Consider the following 13,355-nt stretch of genomic DNA (forward strand, 5'->3'; position numbering starts at 1 on the left):
TTGATATACAGCGTGCTGGCTTGGCCAACGAAGCCGATCGGGGTGCCGGAGGCGTCGGTGACCTCCGTGCCAAACGGCAAGGGGGTTCCGTCGGGCTGGTGCGCTCGCAAGAGGTAAGATTGCCGGCGATCGGTGTCAAACTTCAGATAATTGACGGCACCAAAGTAGGGAACAATATTGCCCACGTTGCCGAGAATTTCGGCACCGGACGCATTCTCCGAGTTGGATAAGGTGATGGTGTTTTGGCGATAAGGGGTGGCGTAAGGCACCAGTGCCAGGCCGTCGGCATTTGTGACGATACTTTGGTCACCGTTCACGACCAATCCTTTGGCCTGCGGCGCGTCCACCACCGTCAGAGTATTGCCGACCTCGTTCGAGGCCAGGATATGCCAAGGGATCGCCACCAGGCTGCCACGGGCACTGATGCCGGTTTGCCGGTAGTCGCGCGATTCACTGTAGGCGCCGCCAAGGGTAGAGGAGTTGGCCCGATACGCCGCGTTCAGGCTGGTCATGTTTGCCCCTTTGCTCTGGTTGGCTCCGGCAATGGAATAGCTTAATCGGTTGGATTCAAGCGCCGTGCCGCTCAAACTGACGTTGCTTTGTTGGTAGCGCGAGTCGGTCATCGCCAACCCGGTGCTCAGATAGGCGCTATTGTCGAAGGCGCTCAGCGGTACGCTGAACGACAGGTAATAACGCGTCTCTTCTTTAGCCGCGTTACTGTGCACTCGGCTGGCTGAGAGGTTGTAATTGATGTTGCCCAGCGTATTGGCGTACCCCAGTTGATATTCACGAGTTTTATCATTCTCGCTCCAGTAATCACGCTGGGTCCCGGAGAAGTACAGCGTACCCCAGTGGTCGCTGAGGCGTTGGTTCAGACTAAGGTTAAAGGTGTTACGTGGCCGTGCTGAGCGCAGGGCGTCCAGCGTATTCAAGTCCAGATCGGCCACTTCTGTTGCGGTCGCGTCGGTTAAATACTGCCGCCTTCTTTGTTCCAGTTGACGGAAGCCTTCATTCGAGTAAATGGCGTCGGTGAACGAGTAATAGCCGCGGGTAGAATAGCGGTATGCCGCCAGCGTGAAGTTGGTGGCGGTGCTGTCCAAAAACTTACTGTAGGCAATGCGATAGCTTTGTCCGCTTTCCGTTTGGTTCTTCAATCGGGTGTTGGCATGGGTAACATCCAGCGACACCGCCCCGAAAGGCAAATTCCAGCCGGTACCGAGCAGATAGGCATGGTAGTCGTTGCTGGTGGTGGTGCCACCATAGGCGGTTACCAGGTTATTCAGACCATATTGCAGGGTGCCCTGGACAAAGGTCGGGGAGTAATCGGTATTGATCTGATTCACTTTCCCGGCGATCAGGCTATATTTATACACCCTTTGCTTTAGCATATTCGGCACGGCGGAGAAGGGTACGGTAAAGGATTGCTTGCTGCCGTTCGCTTCCTGTACCACCACCAGAAGATCCCCGCCTGAGCCGGTAGGCGGAATGCTATCTATGGTGAAGGGACCTGGCGCCACATTTTCCTGATAGATAATGCCGCCGTTTTGCGAGATCTTCACCAGGGCATTGGTCTGCGCCACCCCACGGACTACCGGGGAATATCCCTGTTGAGAATTGGGTAGCATATTGACGTCGGATGCCAGCGAGACGCCTCGCAATCTGATGGAATCGAACAGTTCGCTCGACGAATAGAAATCACCGGCCTTGAAATCCGACTTGATAGACGCGATACCCTGTTGCACGTAGCGGGTGGTATTTTGCCAACGATTGCCGCTGCTTGAGTAATGGCTGAAGGTACTGCTGTCGCGTAATTGCCAGCCGGCCAGATTTAATCCGGAGTCCAGGCCGAGATAAAAGTCATCGCTGTTGGCGCCGTTGGCCGTTTTGGATTTTACGCTGTAGTAACTGGTGTTATAAGACAGCAGCAGGGCGGAAATGCCACGATCCCAAAATTGGGGAGCGACATAGCCCGCTTCTGAATGGAGCATATGGGCCTGCGGCACGCTGAGTTGCAGGCTGAGCGTTTGAACATCCATTTCTGCATGTCCGCCCTGAACCAACTGTTGCAAGGTCAGAACGGCATTTTTGGACAGGATATTTTGCAATTGACCGAGATCGATGTCCAAAGCAGCGGCATCTGCGTGGCTGATTTTGACATCATCTTTGGACTGGCCCAGCTTCAGGGTAAAACGACCTTTCCAGTTGCCGTTAACGTAAACATCGAACAACTGATTGCCTGCCGGCAGATCGGTTTCCTTATAAAAACGGGACAGGTCAGATTCTTTTGAGGCACCAGCCAGCAGACGGGTATCAAAGGTCACGGCTGCCAGGGACTTATTGAGCAGTAATAATGAAGACACCGTCAGTAAAGAGAGTACTTTTTTATTTAGCTTCATTCTGCGCACTCTTGTTTATTCTGCGGTGAATGTTTTGCTGTTGTAGGCACCGAAGTCATCCACATAGATCAGTGTGAATTTTTCTTTCCCCTTGACGGGAAAACGGCTTGCCGTTGTCAGCGTAGAAAATGGCGCAACCATGACCGGTGCGGATAAAAGTGGCTTTTTATCTTGGGCGCTGATGTTTGAAATGGAAAAGTAATAGGGGGATTTATTGGCTATCTTTAGCGTTTGGCCCAAAGCAGAAAGCAAAATCTCTTTATCGGAATAATCAGGCCCCCCTTGCAGCTTTTGCGGACGATAAAATAGCTTTAGCCTGGACTTTACCGCCAGTTGCAGCGTGTTTTTATCTTTTAAATTTTCCGGTACCGGTGGGATATCAAGCACGTTAAGGAAAAATATCGATTCGCGATCGGCAGGCAATGTCACCGCGAGTTTTTGTATGCGCAATTGCTGGCCGCTGTTTTTAGCGACTTTGACTACGGGCGGCGAAAGTAAAAAAGGGACTTTTGCCGTCTCTGGTGTGGAATTGATATCACCATTATCAATCCATGCTTGAACCAAAGAAGGGGCATCGCCGCTATTATTAAGCTGTACGACAATTTCTTTGTTTTTTTCCGGGTAAATAAATCGGGTACCATTGATAACAATATTTGCATTTGCAGAAACGGTGATAAAGATCAGGCCGCTAACCAGCGTGCTATATTTCATTTTAGCCCCTAAATGGCCAGATCCAGCAGGATGGATCTGGCCAATATTCATCGATTACTGATATGAAATGGTATAAGTCAGATTGGAGCTCAGAGGTCCGGGTTTAGCGGCCAAGGTATTGGTTTTGTAGTAATAGGCATCAAATGTCAGCGTTTCGGTATCCGGAGATTTCTTATCGCCTTTTAGCGTGGTTTTGTAAGGCACATTCAAAGGAATGGCCGTGGTTTTTCCTGTTTCGGTCAATGCGAAGCCCACATTTTTGGCCGTGGTAGCATCGTTTTCATTGACTGAGTTATTAAGCAGATATTTGCCGTCGTTAGATATGTTATCTGCAGAGGAGAAATAAATTTGTAGTGGACCTCCGGCGGTTACGGAAGCCGGTGCGCAGTCGGAAAATGTCAACGCAAACGACTTTTTGTTCTTGTTGATAAGCCCTACAACGGCGCTGGCATCAGCAACGGTGATAGGCGATAACGCCACGGTGAAGTCCGCGCTTTTACCTCCGTTAATGGTGCAGGTGGTATCGGTAATAGCGCCGGTGAATGAAATTATGCCACCCGCGGCACTGCCGGCGGCCATGACTACCGGGGTAGCAATGATACTTGCCAGCACTGCGCAAGAAAGAAGTTTCTTGTTCATATTACGCCTCGTTAACAAGTTGAAGTTTGAATATCTACTGCGGTTGTCTTGAATCATTGTTTTTTGGCAAAATAAAGCCATACACAAGAACGTGTATTTTTGTTTGAAAACCAAGTGCAATCTACAGCCAGACAGGAGGTGGGGGAATTAACCTGCTTGGCGAATATATAGTAGTTCTGATGTTTCGGTAAAATCAACAGCGGGGGTTAAAAAATACCATCACCATTTAGTTTAGTTACGTTTAATGTTTGTTAAATTGGTTAAGAATAGTCTCTGTTATTTTATTTGGTGCTTTGAGTTTCACTGCATTGCGCGATTAAATTAAGAATTATCTTTCTTTTTAGGATTTATTTTTTCGTCATAATGGGAATGTAACTTGTTTTTTCATGTTTTTAACTGTTTATGGTACGCATGATATCTGGGGAATATCCATAATGTTATAAAGTGATAGCTTTTCAAACGATTCAATAAGGGGCTTCCATTGCCTGAATACTGGTGCTGCGGCGTGAAATCTACGCATATAAAACAAGGGTATTGGTAGGTGCTGTTGATAAACACCGGTTTTTCACCGTGAGTATCACTGCTTGTTGGGCGGCCCAGGCCAGTGTTTGTTATAATTATGTGCAATAAGAGTTCGCCGTGATGGCACTGACTTATTTTTCACCAGCAGCTAGGTTAGCGAGACTTGCCATGAATAAAAAACGAGTGCTCATCATCGAAGATGATATGGATGCAGCAGAAGTACTGGAGGCTTACCTGGTGAGAGAGCATTTTGTGGTTTCCATCGCGACCGATGGTGTGAAGGGGTTGGATATGGCGCAGCAATGGCGTCCGGATCTGATCTTGCTGGACGTATTACTGCCAGGTATCGCTGGAACTGAAGTCCTTAACCGGCTGCGTAAAAAAATGGATACTCCGGTGATTATGATATCAGCGATGAGCGATGCCTCGGACAAGATAGGTGCCTTACGCTATGGCGCAGATGATTATATCGTTAAGCCTTACAATCCCGGCGAGGTGATGGCGCGGGTACAGGCTGTTATGCGTCGTTATTCAGAACGCATCGAGCACACGGACCTTCTTTCATTTGGCCCCTTGCAGTTGGATACTGAGGCGATGGCGGTATCAGTAGATCTGCCAACAGGGGAAACACGCTTTCTAACCCTGACCCCTACCGAGTTAACCCTGTTGGCCATTTTTTTACGTGCGCCCACCAAGGCGTTCACGCGCCAAGAGTTGCTGGAAAAATGCTTGCCGGAAAGCGATGCTTTGGAGCGGGTGATGGATACTCATATCTATAATCTGCGCAGAAAGCTGGAAAGTGTTGGCATTACCAATGTGTTGCTTACGGTAAGGGCGATTGGCTATCGATTTAAGCCGCTGTAAGTCACTTCAGTGTGATATTGACCTTTGCTTAGCCGGTTCGGTTTTGACGACCATGCCGGCCGAAGAGAGTACATTTTGTTAATAACAAAATAATATAAGTTATTCCAATGTCATTTCGGTATTGATAAAACATTGATAATTCATGCATGGCATCTGGATAATTGACCTGTTTAATTCGGTTAAGTAATTTCGGGGAGAGCCAGTGTGAAGCCAATAATCTTATCTCTGTTTGTTTCTTTTTTTTTGTTTCATTCAACCTACGCAGCGTCGCAGCCATCCGTGAGCGGTATTAGTGCTACGCTTAACAGTAAAGGGGTAAAATATCACGATTTTTATTTTAAAAAATTCAATTTAATTCAATCAGATCGTCAATATTATGCTTTTGGAAATAGAGTCAATAACGACGACAGGGGCCAGCAACATTTCGTACCAAAAAGTGTCCGTGGATTGATTCAGAAGCTAAAGCGTGAAAGTCGCCATGGTGCAAAGTTTCACTCAAGTACACCCAATACTGATATGGCTCACTTGCAGATTGGAGGAAATTCAGAACAGCCTGTTGAATATTTATTAACCGCTAAAACCTGATCTTCCAATAAGGGACTAATGTAAAAACGATAGGGTGATTTATGATTAGCGAAAGCCAAGGAAAAATCATATTGGCAGATCTTTGCGGTGGTATGGGACAAGCTTTTGAGGAGTTTTTTAAAACCTGTACTTCTTTTAAAACCTCATTATTGTATCTTTCGAATCCTGATTTTAAAACATTGGATTACCATGTGAAAAATAACCGTTTAACTTCCGTGGTGTTTTTTTATTTAAGCGGGGAGGTTATTTCACAGGCCTATGAGGTTGACCTTATTACAAAATTTTACACTAGAAACCCAAGGGCTCGTGGAATCATCATGCTGGGAGATACCGGATGTCTGACAAGGGTACTGCACCTTTCCTTTCCTTATACGCTAATTCATAAGCGCGACACATTGTTCGAGGTGGAACGGCTGGTGGGATTGGGGATAAGAAAAAACAAACAGCTCAGCGACTGGAGCCAGCGACTTTTGGTTATGGAAAACAGCATGCGATGGGTCGATAAATTGAATTCACTTACCCGCAGAGAGAAAACGGTGATGAGGGATTTGATGATTGGCCTGTCCCCGGTGACGATTTCCAGAAAAATGCAGCTGAGTATTAAAACTATCTCAAATCATAAACGCAATGCCTATTTTAAGTTGGGAATAAGTCACTCGGTTCATTTGTTGAACTTCAGTGCGGGATGTTTTTCAACAATGCGTTATTAGATACAAAAGGGTAAGGGGGCTTACGTTTCCCTAGCCGATCAGAGTCATGCAACAAGGCTATACTAGCCTGAAAAGCATCGCTAAGTTCCGGGTACTGTAGGGCATCCGACCTGCAGTTAGCGGTTTTGAATAAGGGTATGGTTTGCTATGGGTAAGCCTGAAAAAGGTGTTTCGTTGTGGCATTGGATCACGGTACGTATCCTGCTGGTGGCGATAGGTACTCTTGCACTTATCGCCGGATGTATGTGGTCGTGGTACACCTATCTGAATTTTTTTGTGGTGCGATCGATGCCGGACGCTGTCAGGAAAGAGTTCCTGGCCTTGGTTAAAAATCCGGAAAGCAACCTGCAACGCTTTCATGGAATTGTTGATGAATGGTATGGCGTCGATTTTTCCAGCCCTTTCTCCTTTGCGATTGACTGGAAGCTGCTGACGCTTTACGCCTGCGTTATCGTCCCATTTATCATCATTCTGGGGCTGTATACCGCCAGGCCGCTGTCAGAGCAATTTACGCGTTTGGCTATGGCAGCCCGTGCAGTATCCAGGGGCAAGTTCACGGCTCGGGCCGGGTTAACCAAAAATGCACCGGCGGAACTTATCAAGCTGACTACGGACTTCAATACCATGACAGGCCGTCTTTCAGCTTTCGATCGTGAGCTAAAAACCTCCCATGCCGCGATGGCACACGAACTTCGTGCTCCATTAACTGCCGCCATGGGACGGCTCCACGGGGTCATTGATGGCGTTTTTCCCCCTGAAAAGCATCATCTTACGATGATCATGAATCAACTCACGCATTTGAATCGGTTGATTGATGATTTGCATCTTTTGTCTCTTGCCCAAGCGCGGCAGCTGACTTTGGATAAGTCACCGGTCGATGTCATTGAGCTGTTACGGGAAAAGGAAGCCTGGCTACAGCTTCGTCTTGATGTGGCGGATTTTTCTTTTAACATCTCGGCTTGTTCACCTTTGATTGTCCTGATTGATCCCTTCCGGATGGGGCAGGTATTCACTATTCTGATGGACAATGCGCTGAACTACGCCACTGAAGGTAAGGTATTGGATATCACTCTGCGTGATTATCAGGATCATATCGCTATCACTTTTCGCGATCATGGGCCTGGGGTGAGTCATGAGTTTATACCGCTGATGTTTGAGCGTTTCTCCAGAGCGGACAGCTCAAGAGCACGCAATTTCGGCGGTAGTGGGCTGGGTCTGTCAATTGCCAGAGCAATTTGTGAACTGCATGATGGGCATTTGGTAGTTAATATTCATCCTGAAGGAGGTATGCGCTTCATTATTCAACTACCAGTGAGAAATATTTTATCCAAAGGGTGAGCTATCGGATAGCTTTTTAGGCTGTCGCGCGTGCTGCAAGTCTTCTTCGGATATATCATTTAACGGTGAGGTATCTAAGGTATCAAAGATATCTTCAATGAATTTTCTCTGCGCATCTGTCAACCCCCAGTCGCCAGGTATTTCTGGTGGGTTTAATTTCCCTGTCCGGTTTTTTATATTCATAACAGCCAAAGAACTAATAAAATAACGCCCAACCAAAATATGCTACAAAATGTAAATATTGCTATCCAAACTTTACGCCGAAGGTTCCAGTCTGTTTCGTTGTTCATCCTATATTTCCCGTCGATTACTTATTTCGGTTATTATCAGTTCAGACGATTTTTTATAAATGAGAATAGTCTCTGGAACAGCATTTTTAATATGTAACAATTTGCTACGGTACGGATAGAAATAAATAAGGCGGTCTAGTCTTACGCATTGATGAGACAATTGTCTTGTGAGGGGGAAGGGAAGATAAATTACAGGTAATAATTTTACGTATGAATGCAAAAAGCCCGCTTAAGTTTCCTTAAGCGGGCTTTTCTAATATGGCTCCTCTGACTGGACTCGAACCAGTGACATACGGATTAACAGTCCGCCGTTCTACCGACTGAACTACAGAGGAATTGTCTGAACGGGGCGCATCATATCCAGCCGCCCAGAGTGTGTCAACGCTAAATTCACCGATTCGGCGCGACTGCTCAGCATCTGAGCAATTCGGACGTGGTTATAGCAGTTCTGTGCCGCCCTCAGCTTGCCAGCGTTGCAAACGCGCGAGCGTATCTTGTTTATAGAAGCGGCAGAAATGCTGGTATAGCGCGGGAAAACGGTTGGCCAGCAGTTCGGGAGCGCTGAAAAAATACTCTGACAGCACGGCAAAGCACTCGGCCGGATCGGTCGCGGCGTAGGCATCCATGCTGGCGGCGTCTTCGCCGACCATGTCGATCTCGTCCTGAAGGTTTTCCATCGCAGCGTGCAGGTCATGTTCCCAGGCGGCAATGTCGCGTAGCGGAATAGGGGGGACCCCCGTAGCGCTGCCGCCATTGCGCATATCCAGTTTGTGCACCGCCTCGTGGATCACCAGGTTAAAACCGGAGAGATCGAAAGAGTCTTGCACGTCTTGCCAATTGAGTACGATCGGCCCCTGTTCCCAGCTCTGGCCAGATTGTACTACGGGCCCGGAATGCACCAGGCCGAAATCATCCTGCCATTCATCTTCCACCACAAAAGGGGTTGGGTAGAGCAAAATCTCATTGAAACCGTCAAGGCATTCGGCACCCAACTCCATTACCGGCAACGCGAACAGCAGGGCAATGCGCGCCTGCATTTGCGGCGTCAGCACCAGCCCCTGTAACGGAACAATGCGTTTTTGCTGCAAAATCTGCCCGGCAACGGCAACCAGCCGTTGTTGTTCCCGCTCATCCAGCGGAGAGAGCAGGGGAATTGCCAGCGCGTCTTGCCACTGGGCAAGCGTTTCCGCCTGCGGTTGATGCGTTTTCCACGGCCATTTAATCATCGCGTTGCTCGCAAAGTCTTCACTTGAACATTAGGCTGGAGGCTAACTCTGTAAAAATGCCGCAAAAAGGGGCATGATAGCAAGCACTTGAAGGAGAGATGCCGGAGCGGCTGAACGGACCAGTCTCGAAAACTGGAGTAGGGGCAACTCTACCGGGGGTTCAAATCCCCCTCTCTCCGCCATTATTCAATCACTTACAGACGATTTTGTCTGTGATCCACGCCTCACATGCCCCATCGCGATCAAAAATCACTGCTGCTGCCCAGGGCGGCGCTGCTTATTGCCTTGCCTGAACAAAACCCTTTCTTTTTATTCTGACGGCAAAGAGATAGCTGATAACCAAAAAGGCACATTGGAAGATAAAGAAAGGCTCGAACCATTGGTGATTAAGGTAAACGTAATAGCCATTGTGCAAGACATCAACGGTAATGATGGCTAAGGTGCTGGCGATGCCGGCCTTGGGCTTGGCAATGAGAAGATAAGCCGCGAGTGGGTCAAGGAATGTCAGACTGCCCCAAAATAAACGGCTGGCGAGGAATGCCTGTTCGCCATAGCCATAATCCCAGAGAAAACCAAATTTCAGGGCGGCAACAAGATGATTAATTGTCGCAATGATTAAGCAAATGGCTAAAAAATAACGCATCGCATTGGCGTTGTTCATAAGTCAGCTTGCCTTAATGCCCCAAGGGCGGCGTTATCCAGCGCAATGACGGATTTTATGCTGGAGGCGATGAGTGCAATGATGGATTCTCGGGGGCCTGAACGCCAGGCATCGCTGGCATAGAAGGCACTTTGGCTGGTTTCGAGATGTTCTGCGTTATCGTAGGCCCGGATTAAATAATAGCTATCCGGATCATGCAAGGATTGACCATAACGAACAACATCCATGCCGCAGGTCCGGTGCAACGGCACACTTATCTCATGCATGATTTGATGAAATGCCTCGCCAGTGCCTGTTTGTAGGCTATACAACAGAATTTCTACGGTTTTCATTCCACCTCCTTGATGTTGTGCCATCATGGCACGCAGAATACTGTTTTTTCAACCAGTATCCCGCAGGTGCCGTACCAACCTGTGCCCCCATAACGCCTCAGAAATAATGCCCGCCCATTGCCTTGCAGTATTTTATGGCTCACCTACTATCATTTAATCATCACTTTTTTTGCGGGTAATCACTATGTTTGCACTGTTACGCACATCAATGGTTGGCGCTGCGGCATTGTTATTGATCGCCGGTTGCCAGCAAAAGGCGCATAAACCGGTGCCACCGCTGCAAGCGCAGTTGGATCAGCTTTCTACGATGCTGGCCGGTAGCCATTTCCTGCGACAAAATTGCCACCGTTCGGACATTCCTGACGATGTAAAATTACAACGTACAGCGATGCGGGTAGCGGAGCATCGCGGCTGGGATACCCATGCAGCGGGCTATCAGCAATTACCGGCAATGGCCCAGGCACGTTATCTGGCTGTGCTGGAGGATCGTCAGTTGCTGACGGATAAATGCACTGTGATGGAGAATCGCACCGCAAACTTTATTGCCGCAGCGAAGTCCGATCAGGAGGACTATATGGAGTAGTGCGTGCCTGATGCATGCCGGTGTGGCGTGCTGCGTATCAGCCTATTCCCAATTCTTGGCGCATTCTCAAAAAATTCTTTGCAGGATAACGATCTGTCGCTCATTATTTGAAATGTTGTTTCACTTTTATCTCATGAGCCGATCTTGAACCCATATGTCGCCCTGCGTCAGCGCGTAGAAAACACCCCCTGGTATGGCAAACGGAAAAGCTACCGCGTGCTGTTTTGGCGTGAGATCACGCCGCTGGCGGTGCCGATCTTTATGGAGAACGCCTGTGTCCTGCTGATGGGGGTATTAAGCACCTTTCTGGTGAGTTGGATCGGCAAGGAGGCGATGGCCGGGGTGGGGCTGGCCGACAGCTTCAACATGGTGATTATCTCGTTCTTTGCCGCAGTGGACCTGGGGACGACGGTGGTAGTGGCCTTCAGCCTTGGCAAGCGGGATCGTAGAAGAGCGCGCGCGGCGGCACGTCAATCGCTGGTGTTGATGACCCTGGTTGCCTTGGGGTTGGCTGCGGGGATTCATTTGGCGGGCGAGCAGATTATTGATGTGATCGCCGGTGCCGCCACGCCAGAGGTAAAGGCGCTGGCACTGTCTTATCTACAAACGACGGTATGGAGTTATCCCGCTGCGGCCATTGCACTGATTGGCAGCGGTGCGCTGCGTGGTGCCGGGAATACCAAAATCCCGCTGCTGATTAACGGCGGCATGAATATCCTGAATATTATCATCAGCAGCATACTGATTTACGGCATGCTGGGCTGGCACGGCCTAGGCTTTATCGGCGCGGGGTTAGGGCTGACCATCTCCCGTTATCTTGGCGCTATTGCGATTATTTACGTCCTGATGATCGGTTTTAACCCGGCGCTGCACATCACACTGAAAAGTTACTTTACCCCCTTAAAACTCAATATCCTCTGGGAGGTGTTGGGGATCGGTATTCCTGCCAGCATCGAGTCGGTGTTGTTTAACGGGGGCAAGTTACTGACTCAAATGTTTGTCGCCGGTATGGGTACCAACGTGATCGCCGGCAATTTTATCGCTTTCTCTGTCGCCTCGTTGATCAACCTGCCGGGCAATGCCCTGGGGTCGGCGTCGACCATTATTGTGGGAAAACGCCTGGGGAAAGGGCAGATAGCTCAAGCGGAAAGGCAACTGCGTCACATTTTCTGGCTGGCGACGATTGGGTTAACGGTGATCGCCTGGGGCACGGCACCTTTGGCGGGGATATTCGCCTCGTTTTATACACAACAAGATGACGTGAAGGAGGTGGTAAAGGTATTGCTCTGGCTTAACGCTGCCTTTATGCCTATCTGGGCGGCTTCGTGGGTATTGCCCGCCGGTTTGAAAGGGGCGCGCGATGCCCGTTTTGCCATGTGGGTGTCCATGTTGGGCATGTGGGGCTGCCGTGTGGTTGCCGGTTATACGCTGGGCATTATGTTGGGCATGGGCGTTGTTGGCGTCTGGTTGGGGATGTTTATGGATTGGGCGGTACGCGGTGCGTTGTTCTACTGGCGTATGGTCAGTGGGCGCTGGTTGTGGAAGTATCCGCGCATAAAACCGGGCGTCACTGAAGAAAAAACCGTCGTGAAGTGACCCTTAGCTGTCAGTCGGCCCTGGCTGATTATTGTCCTGCCGCCATTTGGCCGGTGACACGCCGTGAACCTGCTTGAAGGCTTTGGAAAAGTGCAGTTGATTTTCATAACCGACAGAAATTCCCACCACTTTGATTGCCGTCTGGCTATTACGCAGCAGGCTGGCGGCGATATTCATGCGGAAGTTAAGTAAATACGCCTTTGGCCCGATACCGTAAGCGTTTTTAAACAGCCGACACAGGTAACTGCGGTTGATGTTGCAGTAGGCGGCCAAGCGTTCAATGGTAAGCTGTTCATGGTAGCGGTTTTCAATGAGTTTAACCGCCTTATGCAGGTGCTGCAGTTTGTCGCTTGGGAGCTCGCCGCCGCCTTGCAGTGCGTTATCGATCAGCGCAGAAAAAAACAGGTAGCTCAGGCCGAGCGTCTTTAGCCTGTGTTCATCGCCATGACTAACCAGTTGTCGCAGATAACGCAGTGCCAGTAAGGAGTCTTCACTTTGACGCGGGTGATAGATCGGAAATTGGCGGCTCAGGCGGCACTCTTCAAAAATTTTGCCGGCAACCAGCCCGTCGACCTCCAGCCACATGTAGTGCCAGGGATCTTTTTTGTCGGCGCGATAGGTGGTTACGTCGTGCGGGTGGATCAAAAAACCTTCGCCGGCAACCACGGGAAATGAGCCGTATTCAGTGCTCAGTACACCGGTGCCACTTATCACATAATGAAATAAATAGTGCTGGCGTACCGCAGGCCCAAAGCTGTGCCCCTTGTCACAATTTTCCTCACCATACTGGTACAGATTCAGTTCGATGTTGTCAGTGCGACTCAACGTAAAACTCTTGTGCATCCGCTATGGCTCCTGTTTTTTCCCCACTGTAGCAGTGTCGTTGCGGCAACCCAGTGAAA

Annotated in this window: 14 protein-coding genes and 2 tRNA genes; 7 read left to right on the forward strand and 9 right to left on the reverse strand. The window is 49.2% G+C overall.

The genetic code is table 11. The features are described from left to right. The 3 genes from AC2FC2_RS24815 to AC2FC2_RS24825 all read right to left on the reverse strand — a co-directional run. Positions 1-2,396: fimbria/pilus outer membrane usher protein (locus AC2FC2_RS24815; protein ID WP_490660063.1), on the reverse strand; the 2,396-nt coding region annotated here is incomplete at its 3' end. 15 nt (positions 2,397-2,411) lie between these two features. Next, positions 2,412-3,107, reverse strand: a complete 696-nt coding sequence (locus tag AC2FC2_RS24820) for a fimbrial biogenesis chaperone (protein ID WP_490660064.1) — start codon at positions 3,105-3,107, stop codon at positions 2,412-2,414. A gap of 54 nt (positions 3,108-3,161) precedes the next feature. Further along, positions 3,162-3,746: a fimbrial protein gene (locus tag AC2FC2_RS24825; protein WP_490660079.1), complete on the reverse strand. Its 585-nt coding sequence runs from the start codon at positions 3,744-3,746 to the stop codon at positions 3,162-3,164. Positions 3,747-4,436: 690 nt separating this feature from the next. Here AC2FC2_RS24825 and AC2FC2_RS24830 point away from each other — a divergent pair. The 4 genes from AC2FC2_RS24830 (at position 4,437) to AC2FC2_RS24845 (ending at position 7,765) form a co-directional block, all read left to right on the forward strand. Further along, positions 4,437-5,132 (forward strand): response regulator, encoded by a 696-nt coding sequence (locus AC2FC2_RS24830; RefSeq protein WP_265554196.1) that lies wholly within the window; start codon positions 4,437-4,439, stop codon positions 5,130-5,132. A gap of 204 nt (positions 5,133-5,336) precedes the next feature. Beyond that, the gene (locus AC2FC2_RS24835; protein ID WP_490660065.1) at positions 5,337-5,717 is read left to right on the forward strand and encodes a hypothetical protein; all 381 of its coding nucleotides are present in this window, start codon (positions 5,337-5,339) and stop codon (positions 5,715-5,717) included. A gap of 41 nt (positions 5,718-5,758) precedes the next feature. Then, complete coding sequence (locus AC2FC2_RS24840; protein WP_265554076.1) at positions 5,759-6,427, forward strand: helix-turn-helix transcriptional regulator; 669 nt, start codon at positions 5,759-5,761, stop codon at positions 6,425-6,427. A gap of 147 nt (positions 6,428-6,574) precedes the next feature. Further along, complete coding sequence (locus tag AC2FC2_RS24845; RefSeq protein ID WP_490660066.1) at positions 6,575-7,765, forward strand: sensor histidine kinase; 1,191 nt, start codon at positions 6,575-6,577, stop codon at positions 7,763-7,765. 179 nt (positions 7,766-7,944) lie between these two features. Here AC2FC2_RS24845 and AC2FC2_RS24850 read toward each other — a convergent pair whose 3' ends face one another. The 3 genes from AC2FC2_RS24850 to mtfA form a co-directional block, all read right to left on the reverse strand. Then, positions 7,945-8,055 (reverse strand): YmiA family putative membrane protein, encoded by a 111-nt coding sequence (locus AC2FC2_RS24850; RefSeq protein WP_490660067.1) that lies wholly within the window; start codon positions 8,053-8,055, stop codon positions 7,945-7,947. A gap of 259 nt (positions 8,056-8,314) precedes the next feature. Further along, positions 8,315-8,390 (reverse strand) — tRNA-Asn (locus AC2FC2_RS24855). A gap of 102 nt (positions 8,391-8,492) precedes the next feature. Continuing rightward, positions 8,493-9,281: a DgsA anti-repressor MtfA gene (gene mtfA / locus AC2FC2_RS24860; protein WP_209635780.1), complete on the reverse strand. Its 789-nt coding sequence runs from the start codon at positions 9,279-9,281 to the stop codon at positions 8,493-8,495. Between the two features lie 92 nt (positions 9,282-9,373). On the opposite strand from mtfA, the gene AC2FC2_RS24865 reads away from it, so the two are divergent. After that, positions 9,374-9,463, forward strand: a tRNA-Ser gene (locus AC2FC2_RS24865). A gap of 95 nt (positions 9,464-9,558) precedes the next feature. Here the strand turns inward: AC2FC2_RS24865 and AC2FC2_RS24870 are convergent. Together AC2FC2_RS24870 and AC2FC2_RS24875 are read right to left on the reverse strand one after the other, a co-directional pair. Then, complete coding sequence (locus tag AC2FC2_RS24870) at positions 9,559-9,942, reverse strand: hypothetical protein (RefSeq protein WP_490660068.1); 384 nt, start codon at positions 9,940-9,942, stop codon at positions 9,559-9,561. Continuing rightward, positions 9,939-10,274 carry an NIPSNAP family protein gene (locus tag AC2FC2_RS24875; protein ID WP_490660069.1) on the reverse strand — a complete coding sequence of 112 codons (336 nt, stop codon included), beginning with the start codon at positions 10,272-10,274 and terminating at the stop codon, positions 9,939-9,941. Before AC2FC2_RS24875 ends, AC2FC2_RS24870 begins: the two co-directional genes overlap by 4 nt. Positions 10,275-10,458: 184 nt before the next feature. Between AC2FC2_RS24875 and gspS the strand changes: the two genes are divergently transcribed. Both gspS and AC2FC2_RS24885 read left to right on the forward strand, forming a co-directional pair. Next, positions 10,459-10,857 (forward strand): type II secretion system pilot lipoprotein GspS, encoded by a 399-nt coding sequence (gspS, locus tag AC2FC2_RS24880; RefSeq protein ID WP_265554069.1) that lies wholly within the window; start codon positions 10,459-10,461, stop codon positions 10,855-10,857. A 144-nt stretch (positions 10,858-11,001) separates the two neighbouring features. Continuing rightward, positions 11,002-12,453 (forward strand): EmmdR/YeeO family multidrug/toxin efflux MATE transporter, encoded by a 1,452-nt coding sequence (locus AC2FC2_RS24885; protein WP_404759309.1) that lies wholly within the window; start codon positions 11,002-11,004, stop codon positions 12,451-12,453. Positions 12,454-12,456: 3 nt separating this feature from the next. On the opposite strand, the gene AC2FC2_RS24890 is transcribed toward AC2FC2_RS24885, so the two are convergent. Continuing rightward, on the reverse strand, positions 12,457-13,296 hold the full coding sequence (locus tag AC2FC2_RS24890) for an AraC family transcriptional regulator (RefSeq protein WP_490309005.1): 840 nt from the start codon (positions 13,294-13,296) through the stop codon (positions 12,457-12,459). Positions 13,297-13,355: the final 59 nt, after the last annotated feature.

The organism is Serratia sp. CoH_122_TC_1, assembly GCF_058191755.1.

Coding starts and splice junctions, on each gene's coding strand:
- AC2FC2_RS24820 (WP_490660064.1), bottom strand. CDS start 3,107: ATGAAATATAGCACGCTGGTTAGCGGCCTGATCTTTATCACCGTTTCT.
- AC2FC2_RS24825 (WP_490660079.1), bottom strand. CDS start 3,746: ATGAACAAGAAACTTCTTTCTTGCGCAGTGCTGGCAAGTATCATTGCT.
- AC2FC2_RS24830 (WP_265554196.1), top strand. CDS start 4,437: ATGAATAAAAAACGAGTGCTCATCATCGAAGATGATATGGATGCAGCA.
- AC2FC2_RS24840 (WP_265554076.1), top strand. CDS start 5,759: ATGATTAGCGAAAGCCAAGGAAAAATCATATTGGCAGATCTTTGCGGT.
- AC2FC2_RS24845 (WP_490660066.1), top strand. CDS start 6,575: ATGGGTAAGCCTGAAAAAGGTGTTTCGTTGTGGCATTGGATCACGGTA.
- AC2FC2_RS24850 (WP_490660067.1), bottom strand. CDS start 8,055: ATGAACAACGAAACAGACTGGAACCTTCGGCGTAAAGTTTGGATAGCA.
- mtfA (WP_209635780.1), bottom strand. CDS start 9,281: ATGATTAAATGGCCGTGGAAAACGCATCAACCGCAGGCGGAAACGCTT.
- AC2FC2_RS24870 (WP_490660068.1), bottom strand. CDS start 9,942: ATGAACAACGCCAATGCGATGCGTTATTTTTTAGCCATTTGCTTAATC.
- AC2FC2_RS24875 (WP_490660069.1), bottom strand. CDS start 10,274: ATGAAAACCGTAGAAATTCTGTTGTATAGCCTACAAACAGGCACTGGC.
- gspS (WP_265554069.1), top strand. CDS start 10,459: ATGTTTGCACTGTTACGCACATCAATGGTTGGCGCTGCGGCATTGTTA.
- AC2FC2_RS24890 (WP_490309005.1), bottom strand. CDS start 13,296: ATGCACAAGAGTTTTACGTTGAGTCGCACTGACAACATCGAACTGAAT.